This is a genomic window from Azospira sp. MPR-LB4 (genome assembly GCF_058809525.1).
Window position 1 is genome coordinate 690,684 of sequence record NZ_CM179521.1, and the last position, 18,771, is coordinate 709,454.

Annotated in this window: 11 protein-coding genes; 3 read left to right on the forward strand and 8 right to left on the reverse strand. The window is 55.7% G+C overall.

Annotation, left to right across the window (positions count from 1 at the left end; translation table 11 throughout):
* The first annotated feature begins 718 nt into the window (after positions 1-718).
* The gene (locus AC3QLZ_RS03200; RefSeq protein WP_492783319.1) at positions 719-1,030 is read left to right on the forward strand and encodes a helix-turn-helix domain-containing protein; all 312 of its coding nucleotides are present in this window, start codon (positions 719-721) and stop codon (positions 1,028-1,030) included.
* Between the two features lie 960 nt (positions 1,031-1,990).
* On the opposite strand, the gene AC3QLZ_RS03205 is transcribed toward AC3QLZ_RS03200, so the two are convergent.
* Positions 1,991-2,308, reverse strand: coding sequence for an H-NS histone family protein (locus AC3QLZ_RS03205; protein WP_492783320.1), 318 nt, complete (start codon positions 2,306-2,308; stop codon positions 1,991-1,993).
* 331 nt (positions 2,309-2,639) lie between these two features.
* On the opposite strand from AC3QLZ_RS03205, the gene AC3QLZ_RS03210 reads away from it, so the two are divergent.
* Entirely contained in the window at positions 2,640-2,873 is a 234-nt protein-coding gene (locus tag AC3QLZ_RS03210) for a thermonuclease family protein (protein ID WP_492783321.1), read from the forward strand.
* A 27-nt stretch (positions 2,874-2,900) separates the two neighbouring features.
* Here the strand turns inward: AC3QLZ_RS03210 and AC3QLZ_RS03215 are convergent, their stop codons facing one another.
* The 7 genes from AC3QLZ_RS03215 to AC3QLZ_RS03245 form a co-directional block, all read right to left on the reverse strand.
* Positions 2,901-3,473, reverse strand: a complete 573-nt coding sequence (locus AC3QLZ_RS03215; protein WP_492783322.1) for a hypothetical protein — start codon at positions 3,471-3,473, stop codon at positions 2,901-2,903.
* A gap of 1,034 nt (positions 3,474-4,507) precedes the next feature.
* On the reverse strand, positions 4,508-5,665 hold the full coding sequence (locus AC3QLZ_RS03220; RefSeq protein WP_492783323.1) for a Wadjet anti-phage system protein JetD domain-containing protein: 1,158 nt from the start codon (positions 5,663-5,665) through the stop codon (positions 4,508-4,510).
* Positions 5,662-9,294, reverse strand: a complete 3,633-nt coding sequence (locus AC3QLZ_RS03225) for an SbcC/MukB-like Walker B domain-containing protein (protein ID WP_492783324.1) — start codon at positions 9,292-9,294, stop codon at positions 5,662-5,664. The genes AC3QLZ_RS03220 and AC3QLZ_RS03225 overlap by 4 nt, the downstream gene beginning before the upstream one ends.
* Positions 9,284-9,958 carry a DUF4194 domain-containing protein gene (locus tag AC3QLZ_RS03230; protein WP_492783325.1) on the reverse strand — a complete coding sequence of 225 codons (675 nt, stop codon included), beginning with the start codon at positions 9,956-9,958 and terminating at the stop codon, positions 9,284-9,286. Before AC3QLZ_RS03230 ends, AC3QLZ_RS03225 begins: the two co-directional genes overlap by 11 nt.
* 4 nt (positions 9,959-9,962) lie before the next feature.
* Entirely contained in the window at positions 9,963-11,321 is a 1,359-nt protein-coding gene (locus tag AC3QLZ_RS03235; RefSeq protein WP_492783326.1) for a Wadjet anti-phage system protein JetA family protein, read from the reverse strand.
* 748 nt (positions 11,322-12,069) lie between these two features.
* A complete protein-coding gene (locus tag AC3QLZ_RS03240) occupies positions 12,070-16,764 on the reverse strand; it encodes an NACHT domain-containing protein (protein WP_492783327.1) in 4,695 nt (1,564 codons plus the stop codon).
* Between the two features lie 7 nt (positions 16,765-16,771).
* A complete protein-coding gene (locus AC3QLZ_RS03245) occupies positions 16,772-16,945 on the reverse strand; it encodes a hypothetical protein (RefSeq protein WP_492783328.1) in 174 nt (57 codons plus the stop codon).
* Between the two features lie 513 nt (positions 16,946-17,458).
* On the opposite strand from AC3QLZ_RS03245, the gene AC3QLZ_RS03250 reads away from it, so the two are divergent.
* Positions 17,459-18,754 carry a Fic family protein gene (locus tag AC3QLZ_RS03250; protein ID WP_492783329.1) on the forward strand — a complete coding sequence of 432 codons (1,296 nt, stop codon included), beginning with the start codon at positions 17,459-17,461 and terminating at the stop codon, positions 18,752-18,754.
* Positions 18,755-18,771 lie beyond the last annotated feature (17 nt).

The window sequence follows — 18,771 nt, forward strand, 5'->3', positions numbered from 1 at the left end:
CCCGGTGGGGAAGAATGGATGGGATACCCGGTCAGCCTGGAGTCGGCTAAGAAGTCTTAACCAGGGGTACATCTCATGCTCTCTAGGTGGCAAGCCTCCACGGCGAATCGGAGGTGGAGGTAATGAAGATACTGAATATTATTGATTGCCGATTGTTCTTTTTGTCTCGCGGACGACCTGAAGTTCCCTCCAAGATTTGAGTAGATAGATCGGACCAACTACGATGCCGATCATCGTAGCCACTGCTGCCTGGAAAAGTAGGTTGATCCACCGAGCCATCGGAAACAGATAGCCGCCACTCGGCGAGAAGTAGCGCCTCAGAAAGCTCCATCCTGACGGGAAAAAAGCCACCATTAAGGCATAGCAGATGGCCGTCAGGACTGGCAACTTGCCAATTAGGACGACGAGAGCGACTCCGAATAGGCCTGCCATCAAGGCGAGATGGGTCCAAAGCGATGTGGCAACGCTTTTGTTATGCGCCAGAGCACAGCCACTACAAAGTGGGGGCGTGAATATCGTTACACATTCAGGGCAGAGCCCCTTCCCACATGCGTTGCAGGTTCCGACAGCATCCAATGCGACGTGTCCAGCACACTTCATTACTAGTCCTCCCCGAATCAAGGGTCTTTGAATATTGACTTGGGATGCTAAGTATTCCTTAGTATCTCGTCAATCGAATTCCTAAGAATCTCTTAGTCCTCTTCGAAGGGGACAATGGATGGAGGGAAAATCAACGTTTGCCAAACGGCTCAGGGAGGCTCGTGAAGCTATTGGCATTTCTCAGAAACAACTGGGTATTCAGGCCGGTATTGACCAATTTGTAGCCAGTGCCAGAATCAACCAGTACGAGCGCAGCAAACATATCCCCGACTTATCGACTGCACAACGCCTAGCTTCGCAGTTGAAAGTTCCCGTCTCATATCTATATGAGCCAAATGATGATCTGGCAGATTTGATCCGTGCAGCCGGTGTTTTATCTCCGAGCAAGGTGCGTGAGTTGGTGAAGTGCCTTATCGATCAGTCGACTTAGAGGCTGGCTTCTCACCAATCCTGTTTTTGTACTTATCCCTGCATGTGCCGGCACTCACGGGAAATTCCCCATGATTTCAGCATGCCTTGTGGCTCAAGTGTTTATGCGGTTTGTGCGACGATTTCCTAGGCTTTGACGCTCCCTCTCGATGTAGAAAGGTACATCCGGCAATAAGCAAGCAGGCTTCCTTGAACAGAGACATTTCGCTTGAAAACAGCAGGATCAGTGGAAGTACGGGCCTTGGAACAGTATAGGCGTATGCACGATTGATCCTGCGTCCTTCTGGTATCCATCAAGGCGGCCGCTTCGGCAGGCGCGATCATACTTGCATTGGCGCAAAAATTAATCCATCGGCATTTGCGACCGCTAGCATTTCCTGATGGCCAGGCCATTTTTGACACGAAACGAAAAGTGAGTTGGGACAGTATCTACTTCTTGTACGTAGATCTTGCCTCCTGCTCTCAGCACGATGACGATCTCTGGCAGGTAGCATGTGCCGTAAAGCTTGTGCACGCCCATACCAAAAAACGCCCACCTAGGGACTTGGAGTTTGCACCAATCGAAGTGAACGCCTTCCTCCAACACAGCGGGCTACCTGGGAGATTGCCATGGTCATAGCAACACGTGCAACACCTTGGAATAAGGGATGCATCATTGGTCAGAAATCTCCTCTCAAACTTGCGGAGATATGGGCAATACGGACCCGACTGCAACTCAGTAGGCAATAGCAAGGGTACGGTACCGACTCAATGCGCCATACAAAACCAATGCGGATATATCGGAGAACCAGAAATATTAGGGCAATCCAACTATTACTCGGACACGCCAGGTTGGAAAACACTTTGCGTTACTAGGGTAATTGAAGTCGATGATGCCCTTGATCTGGCGGAGCATCCGGAAGCTTGAATTTGAAATAAAAATGGCCGCACATGCGGCCATTAATATATTACGAGCGAAAGATCAGATGGCTAACTGCTCCAAGGCACCACCATTGGCAAGAAATTCGACCGTCCAGCGGGGACGCTTACCTCTACCTGACCAGGTGAGAGAAGCGTCCTGCGGATGGCGGTATTTGACTGCAACGGCCTTCTTAACCTTGACCACCTTCTCAACAGCATTACCCAGTAGATCATCAAGGGTATAGCCTCGTTGAGCCGCAAGTGCCTCAAGCTCTTTACGAATAAGGGCCTTCTCCTCCTTCTCGCGGCGCGTGATTTCAGCGGGAATCTTTTCTAGAAGGGATTTCAGCTCTGCAACGGAAAGAGTCGTGATGTCCATAATAATCCTGTGAAGTCTATTATCGATAATTGATTATCGTACCGATTCTAACAGCATTAGTCCGGTGATCCTCGATTTTCCGTCCTAATCGGAATTATTTTTTACCAATCATTTGGCGTAACTTGAAATAAAGAATAAACGCTTCAACCTTATGCGTTGTGCCGCACTACCAGAGTTTTCCAGCAAGCAAGCGTCTGAAGAACAGGGACACCAAGGACAATCGTTCGAGTTAAGTCGATTTGCTGATGATCAGTTCTGAAACAGTCAAGGCGGGGCTTTCGGTGGCCTAGGGTGCAGTGCAGCTTTCTTAAGCTTGCGGTTATCAGACCATGTGTTTAGCCACGATGTCGAACTCGACTGCGGCGCGCCGGATCGGTACGGGCGAGAAGTGTGCGTCGTCTTGCGTAGCGGCCAAGACGTTAATCTGGAGCAGGTGCGGGCTGAATTGGCTTGGAGGTACCGACAGTATTCAAAGATGCAGTCGGTAGAGCGGAGGCTGGACTTAATCAACAGCAATTGCTGTTGGCCTGTAGGCATCTTGCAATGCGTTTTTGTAGACTCCTAGTGACGGTGCCTGATTGGGATAAGATCATTACTTATAGCCTTGCTCATCTGCAGATTTCGTGCCGACAGCGGTGAAAAGACTAGCGCTTGGAAGATTTGCGACTGCACCCAACCATCCGTTCATGAGGGCACGGGCATCGTTTAGTGCATGATGTGGGCGAAGGCTGGTATTTCGGAGCCAAAACTGTTGCTTACCTTCAGCAACAGCTGCTTGTACAGTCCCTAACATATCCGTAACTAGGCTTATCGGTACTGGGTTGCGGAGACCTGGGAGAATTAGCTCTCTAGCTTCCCGGCTACGGCACCCAATTTCTCCAGTGAGCACATAGATGTCCCATACAGAATCGCACAGCAGCACAGGTGCAGGAATGCGCTCGAGCCAGCGGACAAGAACATCCACGAATATCTGGCGCTCACAAGATGCTTCACCTCCGTTAAACAGTGGAAGCACTTCGGTTCGTACAAAATTGGAACACTCTTCGCAAACAATCGGTGCGAGTTCCCGGTAAAGGGTGTCGCCTGTTTCAGAAATAGCGCCGAAAGAGATCAGCTCTGCTTGCTCGGTCAGCCGAGTAAATTCGCAATCGAAGGAAACGAACATATTGATCACATCCTGAGGATGCCCATCTCGGCCGCGACGACCCCTAAAGCCAGGAACAGCTCCTGCAGCCCCATCAGAATTCTTTGCACCTGAAATCTCCCAATGGGCTCTTCGGCCATCTTCTCGTACCGGGAATCCCCCGGTACGAGCTTGCCAGCTGAGTATATCCCCGCATTGGGGACTATGACTCGATCATTTGGACAGCAAGCGGCAGGAAGCCTTCTTGGAGCGACGGCATCCAAGGATGAGAACTCCAAGTGCGATGCGTATTGCTCTTACCGGAAGAACAGCTCCTCTTTAGCCAGACCTTCTGCCAGCTCGTTGTCTGGCACCAGGGTAAGCCGGTATCCAAGCTGGAATGCCAATCCTTTAACCGTCGCTAGCGTAGTGGCGTCCATATCGAGGGCCCGGGAAAGGGTTAACCGCTTGGTTTGAGTCAGGTTTCAGGCAGCCTCACTCTCGACCGCTAAGGGGCGAAAAGCCGCCTCCTACCACCCATTCATCTGCTAGCCGCTTCGGCCGATAAGCGGAAGTAGGTAACTCCCCTTCACTGTTTGACATTATCCTCAGTCAGTCAGAATTTCGGCCATAGCTGCCGTTGGCCCTGCTCCCAGAGCTTAGTTTATGAACTGTTTTCCGGCCTCAACCGCAGTTGCAACGGTCCGGCGTGGCAACCTTTTCGGGGTACGGCGAGTCAGGACACCCACGGTCTGGGCCTCACGCTCATAGAGATGGACAAGGGAATGTGACAGTAGGCGGCGCACCCAGACTTGCAAGGCGCATGAGGCGTTACAGCGGCCTCCACTCGGGCTAGCAAGGCTAGCAGCTGGCCACGCCTGGAGCGAGGGCTGACATTGCCCATCATTATCCAATTGAGAGTCGGGCCAAGCACCTCCCCCTTGGTTTCCGGACAGGCTTTGGAAATCCGATCCAATTTCTCTTGAAGCGTTGGCGCACAGGCGTCACGGGGAACGTTTTCAGCAGGCATTCCATGGTCCGCTCATACCCAGGGGATCTCCCGGCTAGGCCTTATGTCAGAGGGCCCCCTCCAGGACCTGGTGGTATTCCTGATCCAGGTACCGGTCGGTCTGCCGTAACGCTGGGATCAGCACGGTATCTGCATAGGGGCACCCGGTAAGTGTCGCCCGGGTTTGGGCTTTCTGGGCATGCTCAGGGGTATGCCCCTCTCCGGCGAGGAGAGATCGTACCATCGGAGCATACCCTGGCGTCCACGCTTTCATATCTGGGAATCCCTCCCGTAGCCGGGCTAGGATATCCATTCCTGCGTCATCCAGATCGCCCCAGAACCAGCAAGACAGCTCGTGCTGACCAAAGAGCCAATCCTGAAATGCGGCCAGCCCGTCAGGCGACAAGTCACCGGTGGCGGCCAGGTATAGGGAGACTCCTTCCGGGCGGCGGAGCCGGCGAGCGCTTGCCTTGAAGCCGGCGGCATAGATCAGGGCCACCTCAGGCAGCGCCCCATCCGCATTTCGGGACACCTGCTCAAACGTGGTCAGGTTCTCGATGAACAGCACCTCTTTTGCCGGACAGCGCGGTAGCCTGACGTGGAGTTGCACCGGCATTTCCGGGAAGGGGCACTCAGGAACCCCCAGCAGGGCCGCCACCAGGGCCTGCCGGCCATCCAGCACCTTGGACTGGCCCCAGAACAGCTTGGCCGAAACTTCCCGCAGCATGAGGTCCGCATTGGTCAGGCTCGGGAGCTGGGCCAGCTGGGCCACCAGCTCAGCGGGGCTTCGGCCAGGGACTTCCAGCCGGTATCGACAAACTTGGACCAGGACTTCGGGGGACGCTTTCAACCCGTCCAGCACGGCGGCTCGCCATTGCTCAGCGGGGCTGACCTGCCTGCCGACCTGGCCGGTGGCGTGCCGCAACAACGCCGTATCGAGCCTGCTGACCCTGGGCCGGCACTCATAGGCGGCAGCGCCTTGGGGCACCCGATCCGTTTCCAGATGAAACCAGCCCTGCACAGCCAGCTGCAGCAGTTGAGTCCAATACTGCTCTCGAGTGTTTTCCAGGTCCGCCTTGAAAAATGCCGGGAAGGTGCGGGCATCCACGGGCACCGCCCGGGCCAGGGGCTTACCCTGCCCTTCTGCCCGGTCCAGCCGGGATACCAACTCCTTCAGAAAGGTTTGGAGCCCTGGGTCCTGAAGCCAAAGTGGTGCGTCGGTCATGCTTCCGCCGGCAGGGAGTTGGCTTCCTCGAACAGCAGGGCGGCCTGGGTGCGGACCTGATCCCGACGATGGTCCCACAACTCCCGGAGTGCATCCGGGTTGAGGTCCCGCTCATCGGCTTCGGCCACGAAGCCCACCTCGCCGTTGCCTTCTACGCCGGTGCGGGTCACGCACCACTCCTTGGTGAATTCAGGCTTGAAGGGGCCGGCGTTCTTGGTGGGCATGGCGCAAATGACTTGTAGGCCCAGGTTGTCTCGAAGGAACTTGAGCACGTCGTGGGTTCGGGTTTCATCCATGCGATGGAAGGACTCGTCGTTCACCAGCAGCTTCAGGGCGGGGCCCTTCTCGAAGTGCTTGAGCCGATTGACCACCACTGCCGCCTGGATGATGTAGCTGGGGGTCTGCAGCTGCCCGCCGGAGCCGGTGCCCCAGGTGGACAACGCCACCTTGGAGCCGGAATCGGATTCCTTCCAGATCTCGTAGCGCCGGTAGTTCCGGTAGTCGGCAATGCGCCGCAATTCCTGCAGGGCCTTATCCTGATCTTCGGACAGCAGCAAATGCACCAGTCTGTCCCGCACCTCGCAGTGCGCCGGGGTCAGGGTCGTCGTGGTGAACAGGTCTTCGGATTCCTGAGCCTCGGACAGCGTGTAGGCCGCTTCGAAGAAATCGTAATAAGCCTTGAACTCGGGCACCCAGGCGCTCCAGTCCAGATAGAAGCGATCAGTGCCAAACTTCAGGTGGCTCAGCTCGGCGTTGAGCGCTTTCAGTGTTTTGATACCGGTATCCACCGCATTGCGAATTTCAAAGCAGAACTGCTTGGTGAACACGTCCCGGAAGGACTGCTCAGCCTGGCGTAGTTCGGCCACGTTCTTGTAGAGCCCGGTGTCGCGCTGGTGCCGAAGCTGCCCCCGGATGCCGGTCAGCAGCACCACCAAGGGCGCATAGTTGTCGGAGAACGTTTCCTCGGCACGCTGAGAATGCCCGCCAGCGTAGCCATAGTCTAGCCGTTCCCCGGCCTTGGCCCGCTGGTTGTAAGCGCTTAGCCCCTCCCGCAAGTCGCCCTGGGCCGCCAGCGCCGTCTGCAGGCAGGCATGTGCCTGACTTTCCGATTGATCGGCTTCTTGGGTTTCGGCCATGTCCCGGGCCTTGTCCACCAGGGCCAGGAAGCTCAAGGCCGGGTTGTGCAGGCACAGCCCCTGGACACGGGTCTCCTGCTCTACGATGGTCGTTTCCCGGGCAGCCAGGCCCTGCTGCCGCTGGACGATGATGTTTTCCAGCCCATGCAAGATTTCTTCCAGACGGGCAACCTGCCGATTGGCTTGCTGCAAGGCCGAATCCTGGGCCTTGCGTTCCGTCTCCAGAGATTGTCGTTGATCCTCGAGATCCTTGATCGCGGTGAGGTCCAGCTGGTCCAGGCTGTTGAGAATTCGATCGATCTCCTGCATTCCCAGCACAATCTGAGGAATGCTGTCGAACTCAGGCAAGAACAGGCCATCCACCAGCTTTTGCACCCGTACCAGCTCGGCCAGCAGGCTCCGATTCTTTGCCACGTCATCCAGCAGGGCGTTATGCGCTTCCATCGCCCGCTCCAGGGCTAGCCTGCGTTGAGCCTGGCCAAAAACCAGGTCCTGCACCCGAGCATGGTAGGTCGTCCGGCTACCGGCTGCCCGGCCGTCCAGCAGGACGCCCCGGCGTGTGCTCTTCAGGTCTTTGGCATCCCGCACCTTGATCACATCCCCGAATTGGGCCATGAGGTATGCCTTGGCGACAGGATGCTCCGTTTGCAGGTCATACACGATGGACTCAGGATGAACCCGATCGGCCCGGGCATCCTGCAGGCTTTTGGTGCCCTGGACGACCCGGGTGCCCAACTGGCGCTGTTTCACCAGGTTGGTAGCATCCTCCTCGTGCTCAGGCGCCACCAGGAAGTTGAATCGGGCGTCTCCCATGTAGGCTTCGATGGCCGGCTGCCAGTCCTCGTCCAAAGGCTCGATGAGGTCACACAAGACCTGCACGGTGACGCCCGGAAGCTCGGCACGGAAGCATTGCAGGGCACGGCGGATCTGCCCCGGGTAGTCTGTTCCGCCACCGGCCAGGGCGCGCTTACGGCCGGCGGCGTCTGCTTCCTTGGCCTCCAAGGTCTGCAGCAATCCTGCCAACTCATTGCGCTGCTCGCTGAGGGCGGCAGCCAGACTGTCGGCCGGCCGGGTCATGGCAGTGTACAAGGGTTCGAAGCCCCCCCGAAGGGCTTCCACCTGCGTGGTCAGCGTGAGAACTTGAGCGCCATCAGACAGATCAGCGTGCTCGGCCAGGCGTCCTGCCTGCAGTGCCCACCGGTCCAGAGGGTAGTCCCGTACCGCCCGGAAGGCACTGGCCACTTGCGGGACGGCGTCCCAGACCTTGCTGAATTCCGGAGGAAACTCGATAGCCAGCAACTGATTGGCGCGTTCCTGAAGCTGCTGGCCGCGGGCCAGGGCGACTTGCAGCTGCTTGAGCCCGGTCTGAGTAGCCACCCGGGCCGACTGTAGCTGGGATTCCAGCGCATCCTTCTGGGCAGCGGCGGGAATACCCATGAGCTGGGCCTGCACCTGAATGATTTGCTGTTGTAGGCCTTCCAGGTCTTGCTTGATGGTCAGGACCTTGCCTTGCTGCAAAGAAAGCTCTTGCTGGGCGTGCCCCAGTTGCCCGGAGGCTTCTGCAATGGCCCGCTGATCCAGCACCAGCGCTCGGCGGGCGCCCACCAGCTTATGCAGCGCAAAGTCTTCGAAGCCCTGCAGTGCTGCAGCGGATGACTCCTTCAGCCCAGTGAGCTGCCTCACGTTCTCCTGCAGACGATCTCCCTCCTTGCGCAAGGCATGCACTTGCTGCATAAGCTCTGCAATGTGGGAAATACGCTGGTTGAGCTGCTGGCCATCGAAGTCCAGGATCTGGTGCTTAACCAGGTCGTCCACACTGTCGATCTTGGGCAGCGCAATGGCATGGCACCAAGCCTTGGCCGCTGCTTCAGCTTCCTGGAAGGATACGGACTTCATGCCCCGGAACCGGCCGTACAGCTGGCACAGGTACTCCCGCTTGAGATCCCGCAAGTTGAGCACCTTGGGATACTTGCTGCTCAACACCGATTCGATCCGCTCGACTTCCACCACCCACATGTTGTCGCCGTCGATCCGGTACAGGTCGTCCACCGATAGGGCAGCGTCGTCTATGATCAGCAGATTGAGCTTCTCGCCGACCGCTTGACGCAGACCGCCGGAGCCCTCCACCCGGGCGGAAGCCGCGATGAGGGCTGTGAATTCCTTGCCCTGCTCGCCTTCGCTGGGCTTGAAAACAGCGCCGATGTAGCCATGGGCGCCGTCCGGCCGGGCAAACAAGTTGTCCTCGGCCCCCACGATGTATGACCACAGGGTCCGCTTGGTCTTACCATCCCGGCGGGTCTGGGTTGTTTCGCCCTGGCTGGGGTTGTAGCTGAAGATGTTGGTGTAGACAGCCGTCATCACTGTCTGCAGCGCATCCAGGATGGTGGACTTGCCGGCGCCGGAAGGGCCAGTGAGCAACGTCATGTTGCCCATGGGGTATTCCCCGGAGTGCAGGGCGCCCCAGTTCACCAGAATCAGTCGATCAAGCTTCATGGTCGGGAGTGTCCTCGTTATCAGACGTTTCCGAAATCTGGGCGCCTTCGCCGCCTTCCAGGGCCGCGGCCAGCGCATCTTCACTGATCAGTCCCAGAATGGTGCTGCGAATGGCAATCATGGCTTCCTCGTCGGTTGCCGAGAAGCCCGCGTTGAAGTGGATCAGCCGGTGCCGTTTCAGGTCTTTCAACAGCCGATCCCGGTCCCCCTGGGTGTCCGGGAGGTTCCGGCGCAGCTGGGTCTGCAATGTGGTGGCCAGTTCCTCGAAGTAGATCAGCACGTCCCCTTCATTGGAGAGCTTGCCGCCCCCTTCATTGAGGGCCTGCTGGTAGAGGAAGCGCAGGGCCAGGGCGGCAGCTACGAAATCAGGGGTAACCTTGGCACGAAGGGCCGGCACGGAGTCCAGCTCGTCCTCAGGGAGCCCCGGGATGGAGGCTCCTGGTACGTACAGCCGGAAAAACTGGCCGGGGACGTCGTGGTGAAGCCGGAAGCCCCCTGCCTGGAAGTAATCCGTCAGCACCGCCTCGATACGGTGGGCGTCGTCGTAAAGGCGCTGCTCCCCCCCGTCTTCGTCCCGCAGGATGATGCCGTAGGCAAACAGTCGGGTCGTGATTTGCTGGAATCGAGGCAATTTCAGCCCGGAGGACTCCAGCAGGTCATTCAAAGACTCAAGCAACATCGGTATGTGCCTCGATCAGATAGTCGTACCCCGTGTAAAACGGGGTGATCAGCTTGCTGGGCAACTGCGTAACCCGCAGGCTGGCATTGCGGGAGTTGCGGATGGACTCCACGGCCTGCATGGCGGCCAGCACGTCGTCAGCCGACTGGAACGTAAGATGGGATAGCCGGTAAGGTTTGCCCCGAAGGTGCAGTTCCCGTCGCAACCGGCCCAGCACATCCTCAGCGGACAAGGAGAACGCCTCAGCCTCGGCCCGGTGCAGGAAAGCCGCCAGACGGGATTCCCGGGTCACCTTGGGCTTGATGGTGACGGCCAGGGCCCGCCGGCGTTGGGCGGCGGAACGAATCTTGAAAGCGGCCGGGTCGAGCAGTCGGACTTCCGCCGGCGCCAGGTGTTGGCCAATCCTGAGCAGCAGCAGGTCCTGAGCCTCGCCGATAGCCTCTGCCACCCGAGCGATGGCCTGGGAATAGGCATGCCGGGCCAGGCCCTGACGCAATAGCATGGCCTGCTGCACGATGGTTGCTGCCCGGCGCATGTAGGTGTTCATGGCTTTGAGTAGCTCGGGATGCTTGATCGTGCAGGCGGCTTCTACCATCTCCTCGGTCCGGGATAGCAGCCATTCCAGGGCAGTTTCCCGGGTGGTGGCCGATTGAGCCCAGGGCGCGATTTCCTCCAGCTGGCGAGACAGCCGGTTGAACCGGTCATCCTCCAGCGCACGCAGGCGGTCAATGGCCTCCCGAATGGATTGCCGATGCCGCTCCACATTGTCGGCGGTCATCTGCTTCTTGAAGTCTGTCTCGAACCGGGAGAGGAACTCCATGAAGGAGTCCCAGGGAGTCTGAGAAGCCTCAGCCATCAGGCGCCGGACCAGCTCCTGGAAGTACTCTACCCCCTCAGACAGGTCACTGATCACCTTCTCGGCATAATCGTAGGCATCCACCAGGTCATAGGCGTCCACGTTGCGTAAGGCTGCTTCCAGGGCGTTACGACATCCCCGGACATTGCGCTGGCGACTGCGTGCCCGAACCCGGTCCAGGGACCAGAGAGCCTCTGCAAACAGTTTGCCGGCCCGGGTGAACCGGTAAGCTGCCACAAGCCCTGCCCGATCGCCAAAGGACTCCAACCAGCCATCCCGGACCAAGTCCCGGATCAGGGCGTTGGCCAGCAGGGGAAGGTCGGAACTATGGATCTGGGCCAGGTCATCGTCGCTGGCAGGCTCGCCGGCCGAGATTTCCAGGTTGGCTGTTTCCTGGATGACGGGGTAGAGCAACTCCCGCAAGCCGTCCCGGGTCAGATTCTGGGAATAATCGGCCCCTGGGCCGTGAAGCCGGTCATACAGTGACTTCAAGCAAGAAGCCACCATTTCCCGACGCTTACCGGACAAGGGCCGAAAAAAGTGCCGACGATTTTCCTCTAGGAACACAAGAATACCTGTCTAATGACGTGGTCGTATTCTACAGCTTCACCGACGGGCAGGCTGACCCCGAAGGCTATGCATCGGAGCGCAGGTAGATACCTCGTGAGTAGGCCACCGCCCCTGAGGCACCTCAGCTCAGAACTAGGGATGTGCCGTTAGCCATTTCGAGCAACAGATATTCATGTAAGAGCTTGATGGTCAGGCTGGGGCTGAATTCCCCCCTGGTTGCCCATTCTCATTGGGGTAACTGCCAAGCTACGTCGGATCCTGACTCGGAGGGGGATTTAGATCCACTGCAACACAAAGACTTCTCGTCGGCCAAAGCTACCGGTGGCCTACTGAATGAAAAATGGCCGGTTCTGATTCCAGACCGGCCATTTGTATTTTGATTGGGGTAGCTACCTGACTACGTTGACTTCCGACCCCAAGCGGAAGTAATGCGTTTGGAAAGGCGGACGTTCAGGAACATGCTAACCAAGGAGCTTCCGAGCAAAGTAAGGGAACCAGTAAGCACTGCTTGCAGGCAGTCCCATCGAGCGGAAGGTTGCACCGCAGGGATGCCATCGCCAGCTTGGCATGCAATGTATGGCCGGCTACTAAAGGATATGCCTGAAGGCTGAGGGTTTATGGCCCATCGCGTACTTGGGACCTTGCGGACGAAAAGTAAGATGTGAGGCCCTTATGGGCGTTCGGCATCCTTTAGCCATTGGTCGAGACCGTAAGTTCCTGACTTCAGCAAGACGTCTTGGACGGCAATTACGCGGCGCAGAAAGTTTCCGCCATCCGACGCCTCGCGGTCTTCCGCCTCCTGAAATAATCTGTTCAGAACAGATCCAGATGTCAGGTGCCAAAGGTCCAAGTCTTGGCCAAAGCTACCTGCTGCCAACATAACCTCGGTTGCCTGGAGCGCATCCTCAACATGAGTCTGAACGAGGGCTTCTAGCCATTCCATGAAGCTGTGAAGCGATCTTTGCTGATCTTGGCCACCCTGGCTGTGAGTGGAAAACAGTCGCTGAAGAAATTCTGCCGAAAACCGTAATGGCGGTTTTTTATCGCTAAAGGCGTTGGATAGAATCTCTGATGCGATCACCGTTGGCTGTGGACTATTGCTCAGCATCCAGGTTAGCCCGGCCAAGCAAGTGTTGAAGTGTTCTGGCTTATCAAGGTTCAAACCAAATACTTGCGCTACGCCAGTCCACGCAAGAGTGTCAGTCAGGTTGGCGAGCCGTTGGGTTAATACATCAAATTCGATGTGATTTGAAAGGCACGCGAGAGCTGCGATTCGACCCCATGAATCTCCTGCTCCGGCTGTGAGAACGTCGTCGAGATACGGTTCTACAGTGCCGAAGTTTGCATGGTAGGCGTGGTAAAGGCAGGGCTCCGCCAAGCTCCATAAGTCCTTGTCAGCTCCCGCAATGGCTCTTGAAAATACGTGCCAGCCCAATTCCGGAGAATGGAATTGCAGCACTGGCAGTCTGCGAACCAGAACCGCCCGTATTGCCAAATGTTGATCAGATGCCAGAGCAAGCAATAGAGGTGGCAACAACTCTGGTAGAGGTCGATTGGCCTCAATCCATCTTGTAGCGAGAATCATTGATGCGTCGGCCGTTATGCCACGCGTACTGTTGATTGCAATACCGATTAAACCCATTCCATCATGCTGTCGACCTGGTAGCGGGTCGTCTGCGAGTCGGGTCTCCGTAAGCCAGAAGGCTAGATCCTCTGCTTCAGTTTGCTCCTCAACGACATACGCGCAGGCCTCTAGGGCTGCTGCCGTTTGGTGCTTACAGCGCCAATAGGAGGGGTGCCGGTTGAGTTCAGTCATCAAACTGCTGGCGACGTCGGCTCCGGACGGTGTCTCAAGTGGTTCCCATGGTGTGCTGGATGATAGGTGACCAAAGCGATAGCGCAAGTGAATGGCGACGCCAGAAAAGATTTCATCGCGGAACTTAGGTGGCAAATCTAGCCAATGCGTCGCCAGAAAGGCCATGAAACGAATCGGCTGCCTCGACGCGGCGTAGTTGACGACTTGCGTCACTTGGTCGCTACCGCCAATGAGAGAGTCATATTCCCATGCACCTCTTCCACTACCTTCATAGTGTCTGACAATTCTCAAGATCGCATCGTCACTCAAGCCTATTAGGGTTTCGTCCGAGAAGGGCTGCGTTACCCACCCACTACGTGCTTCAATGTAGGGCGTATCGCTGGCAGGGCCGTACTGCAACAGGGTTTCGCGCAAGATTTTGTCAGCTTCGAGAGTCAAACTGAACGCCGGCATCATCCGCAAGTAGTCCCGCTGCTTTCGGGCAATCCATACTTTTTGATGATCATTTTCGACCTCGTGATTGCTATGAATCTCTAGGACTAGTTGGATCACTTGATCTTGGGAGGTCAGGTCGAGCAAGTGGAACGATGCCTGTATCAACAGCCCGATCTCAAATGTCCATCGGTGTTCCAGCATCTCTCGGTCCGTCAGAACTGCGGCGATGCTAGCAAGATTAGAGGTTGGATTCTCTGTGTACGCCTTAATTGCTATGTATCTAAGCGCCGCATCATGGCTTTGGCGTAGCTCTTTCTCGTGATTGCGCCACCAGGAGGAGTCGGTTCTTGCGTGCTGTAGACAAGCCTGCTCAATTGCATGGAACAGAACAGATTCACTGCTCACATGCCGGATGCTTATTCGAGTGTGTGTCTGTCCATACGACGTTTCTTGTAAGAACTGGTTGTGGAAGCTTTCCGGGTTGTTCCATCTGGCGCGAATGAAAGCGGACCACTGATTTACTGAGGCTATGGCATCGTTTAGCAGTCTTTCAGATTGCGCCATCCGCTTTTCCAAAATCAGGCGATCTTGGCCTAGGTCATGGGGTGCGCAACGCAATTTCCCGTCGAGGTGATAGCTCAGTAGGGCATCTTCTGTGACATCGCGGATGATGAAGCGCCATAAGAGATCGTCATCGCTATTTGTTGCGGCAACCAATGCGCCAATTCGCGCTCCTAGGAAATCATGCTCGCCACGGGTAAGTGGCAGTAACTTCTCAATTAAGGCACGAGTTGATGACGACTGCCACTCGCTGAATTTCTCTAGCGCTAGAGTTACAACGTATGCCAAATCGTTCTTAGGCAACCATTCGATCTCGAACATGGCCAGCCAGGCATTCACAACGGCATCCGGATGCTTCTGGAGCCAGATTCCGAGGTGTCGAGCGTGATTCAGCGCCCATTGCTCTGCTTTCTCGGCTAGCACGACCGGCCACCAATGCTTTGCAAAGAATGAAAGCCATGCCGGGTTATTCGTCGGAAAGTAGAAGGTGGGAAAAAGTTCACTGTGGTCTGTATAAATGTGCTGTATCAGTGGCCAATCGGCATCTTGTGGCTCGATCTCTGCCAGTGATTCAGTGAGGAGACGCTTCAGATGGAATGCAACGCTTGGATTGTTTAGCGCCGCACGAACCTGCCCTCTGAATCTCTCAGGCTCCGCAGATCTTAAGTAGAAGAAGAAACTGCGGACCGCTGGTCGAGCAAAAGGCGTGGCCGCTTGGTCTCCTATGAAGTCGAGTAGAGATTTTTTGTCCCGATATGCGGCTCGAACAGCGAGTACATCGAGGAGGGTTTGGTGGCCAAATGTCACCGCTTTAGTGCCCGATTCAGCTAGGACACCGGCGCTCTTCAACGCATTCATCAACGTGTCCGGCACATTGGCTCTAACCGTTGGCAAAGACATCAGCCTCAGCTGAAGCATTTCGCGACCGAGACGCTCCAGATGTGCCATCGCAGCGTCCCCTAAGGTGGGGGCATTTAGAACCACTGATTGCAGGTAGTGCTCAGTTAACTCCTGTGCAGTGTTAGCTGTCGGGATTGCACCGCGTCGGACGATCTCCTCGAAGATTGCGAGCATGCGTGGGTTTACAAGCAAATCACGCAATGGTGCCGGGAGGTGCTCTTGATCAAGCGACCATTCCTGCAACAGAGGAAGAACCTGGTTATCCCAGTCGAGCAAACCGAGGGAGACGACATATCCCCAGTCACGGCTCTTTAGTCTGTGGTCGTATTGCAGGTCGTAGTTGCGACAGGCGGCAACTACGGTAACCCGAGGAATAAGTGAAAGACGGTCAATGAGGCCTAAGAAGAAGTCGAGAACATCGTGCTCACGGGCCAAAGATAGAACATCTAGTGAATCGAGGATAACAACGATGGGTCTGTATTCCGCCAGACGTCCAATGTCTTCGACAATATTTTCTGGCAACCCCATTCCACGTCGCGCATCGGGTGTGTGACATTCGGAATAGATGCGTGCCTGGATAAACAACACAGCCTGAACAGGATCAGTTTCAAGTCTGTCTGCCAGATCCAGAAGAACACACGTCTTCCCAGAACCCGGCCCATCAGTTACCAAGACGCGTTTCGCTTCTGTTTGGATATGCTTGAGTACCTCGTCTATCGCTTTGCGGGGTAGCCTCTTGCTGCCTATGTCTCGTCGCCACGAGCGACCCATCGCTGAGACATTCCGGAACTCAGCAAGCAAATCACGTTCGGCACGCGGCGGAGTGAGGAGTGAACCTACCTCAGAGAGAATCCGCAACAGGTCGCCCCGGACAATGCCTGTGGATGGAGTGGCAGCGACCCCGCAGGAGGATGCAGACGTTCGACTCTTGATGCTGGCGAGCCGGCTCAGGAGTACATCGAGGACGTAACCTGCCTGGGTGGCGTGCTGACCAATAGCACCTAGAAGCTCTTGCCGTAGCTCATTCAATCCTGAGGTTGAATGAAATGAAATGCGGCGAAGAAGATCGAATACAAATAGATTTGTGCCTGCCAATTCGGGCAACCAATAGCCCTCAAGAGTGCTGTTGATGCTGCGTAGGTTGGCAATGCTCCCAAGACTATGGGCGTAGGCAGCTGCATCGGGTTGGGTCGCGGCATGCTCCGCTAGCTTTGCTATGTCGCCAAATGGGGTTGCTGAGTAGAAATGAACCAGACCATTTGGGTCTCGCGCAAGCTGTCGAGCAGCCTTCTTCAGTTCATCCTGCAGGTCTGCAGGCGACCAAGCCCTGAAATCCTGTTGGTTCTTCTTGCACTGACAGTAGAGTGTCTGACCATTGGCCAGGCTGACTACTATGTCGTCAACCTCGATTGGTGTATCGGATACATCAAGGGAGGTCGAGTCAATGTCGATCCGCGTAAAGCCGGGATCGTGAAGTATATGAACCGCCCACCTTGCTGCTATTAGAAGCTCATAGCTATCGCCACGGCTAGAACGAACACTGGCAAGGCTCATGGCAGTTGTGCCTACGGAATAGTGATTGATGACAATTATACAAACTGAGTATTTGCTTCCAACTGGCCTGAGGTGGACTGCCCCTGGTGTGATAGACAAACCCCGCCTATCCCAGGGTGTGACTTTCGCCCTGATTGTAGTGCTTAAAACCACCGACCTTGGCGCCGCGAACGCGCTTTACGCCAATCCCGGCTAGGTTGAAGTCCGAGGCAAAAATCTTGATGGTGGCATTGAGATTTGCCAGGTCCTCGTCCAGCCGGTTAATCATCTTTGCGATCAAATTCCACCAGCCTGGCCAGTTCTGTGGTTGGCGGCTACGTTTTCGTAATTGTCGGCCTGTTCTTCTGTTGGGGAATCGTCCCCTTGTTCACTCATGTTCCCGCTGGGTTCCGCGTAATCGCGCTGGGTAAGAAGGTTAATCAAGCCGCCGCGTCACTATGACAATGCCGCCTGCCTGACACCCTGCAACGACGAGGATGTGGCCATTTCTTATTGATGACGTCACCGGCAGCTTTGGCCGAGGAACTGCCATGTTTTGTTAGCTGGGGTGGATTTGTGACTCGCCCCAGAGAGGTGGATAGCACTTCCGAGGCATTGTTCTCGTGAAAAACTATGTAAGTCTGAGGGACTTTTCGCACCTAAAAAAGCTCTAACGAAATTTCAATGAAGCTTCAGTAAAAGCATCCGTGGAAATATAGAAAAAGATCGGAAAGGCCAGGGCAACAAAACAATCTAATCGATTGATATAAATACTTTACAATCGGAACAAGGATCGGAAGAAAACGAAAAGCAATTGGCAAATTTTTACGTTGACCCCGCTCAGATGGAGCCGCTAGTCATAGATGGCTCTCGGTCTGTTTACAACTCACTTATCGGACTCGCTCACGAGCTTTCTGAGATTTCAGCATGCCTAGATGCGGCTCTTGTTCCCTCGACAGCGAGGAGTCTTTCAACGCTTGTCGAGAACATGAACTGCTATTACAGCAACCTCATTGAAGGCCACAAGATACTCCCAATCGATATCGAGGAAGCACTGCAAGAGGCAACAGATAAGTCGGAGCAGATAGACTCGCAGAGCCTAGCGTTCGCACATGTTGAAGCAGATCGGTGGTCAAAACAGCAAAGCCTCACAAAGGACACTCTACTTTCCTTCCTACTCGGAATACATCGAGTGTTTTGCCAGCACTTGCCAAATGACCTTCTGAGGCTCAGTGATGGCTCAATCATGAAGCCTGGAGAGCTTCGACCCACAAACAAGGAAGTGCAAGTCGGGAGACATCTCGCACCGAAAGCCGAAACCCTTGGGCCTTTCCTTACGCGCTACACGAATGTCTATGGGCAAAAACTTGAATGGGCTAAAAAGAACGGGATATTCAAGCTCGATGGGATCCTAGCCTCCTTCGCCGCCCATCATCGCCTTGCTTGGATTCATCCATTCTTAGACGGTAACGGACGTGTTGCTCGTATCACCCTTGATGCGATGCTTCGCGAATGCGGAGTCAATGGCAGCTACCTATGGTCAATGTCCCGAGGTTTCGCGAAGACTGCCGATAGTTACAAGGCCAAACTAGCAGGAGCGGACGAGCACCGGATGGGAGACCTTGATGGTCGCGGCAACCTTTCAGAGAAACGGCTTGCCGAGTTTATTGAATACTCACTGAGGACAGCCATTGATCAAACCAAGTATATGGGCAGCATGTTCTCGCTCGAAAACTTCCAGGCCCGAGCTGAAGGCTACTTCAATCGAGTTCGCTTTGATTTAAGACCTGAGAGCGCTTACCTATTTCTTCATGCTTTCAGATTCGGCGAGTTCGAGCGAGGGAAGGCAGGTCGAATTACAGGTCTATCGGAGAGAGTTGCTAGAGACGTACTCGGGCAACTCTTGAAGGAGGGCTTTCTGTTGTCCGACTCTCCCAAAGGAAAGGTGCGAGCAGGATTCCCCGTTCACGCGCTCGGATCACTGCTGCCAAACCTGTACCCAGCTGGAGACCTAGACATAACGCCTGAGCAACTGAAACGCCTCATGACGGCTTTCAGGCATAACGCCTTGGCTAGAAATTTATTGAGCAAGAAACTTGGCATTAAGTAGAAGGGCATCCATCTGGA

Coding starts and splice junctions, on each gene's coding strand:
- AC3QLZ_RS03220 (WP_492783323.1), bottom strand. CDS start 5,665: ATGACCGACGCACCACTTTGGCTTCAGGACCCAGGGCTCCAAACCTTT.
- AC3QLZ_RS03200 (WP_492783319.1), top strand. CDS start 719: ATGGAGGGAAAATCAACGTTTGCCAAACGGCTCAGGGAGGCTCGTGAA.
- AC3QLZ_RS03215 (WP_492783322.1), bottom strand. CDS start 3,473: ATGTTCGTTTCCTTCGATTGCGAATTTACTCGGCTGACCGAGCAAGCA.
- AC3QLZ_RS03205 (WP_492783320.1), bottom strand. CDS start 2,308: ATGGACATCACGACTCTTTCCGTTGCAGAGCTGAAATCCCTTCTAGAA.
- AC3QLZ_RS03225 (WP_492783324.1), bottom strand. CDS start 9,294: ATGAAGCTTGATCGACTGATTCTGGTGAACTGGGGCGCCCTGCACTCC.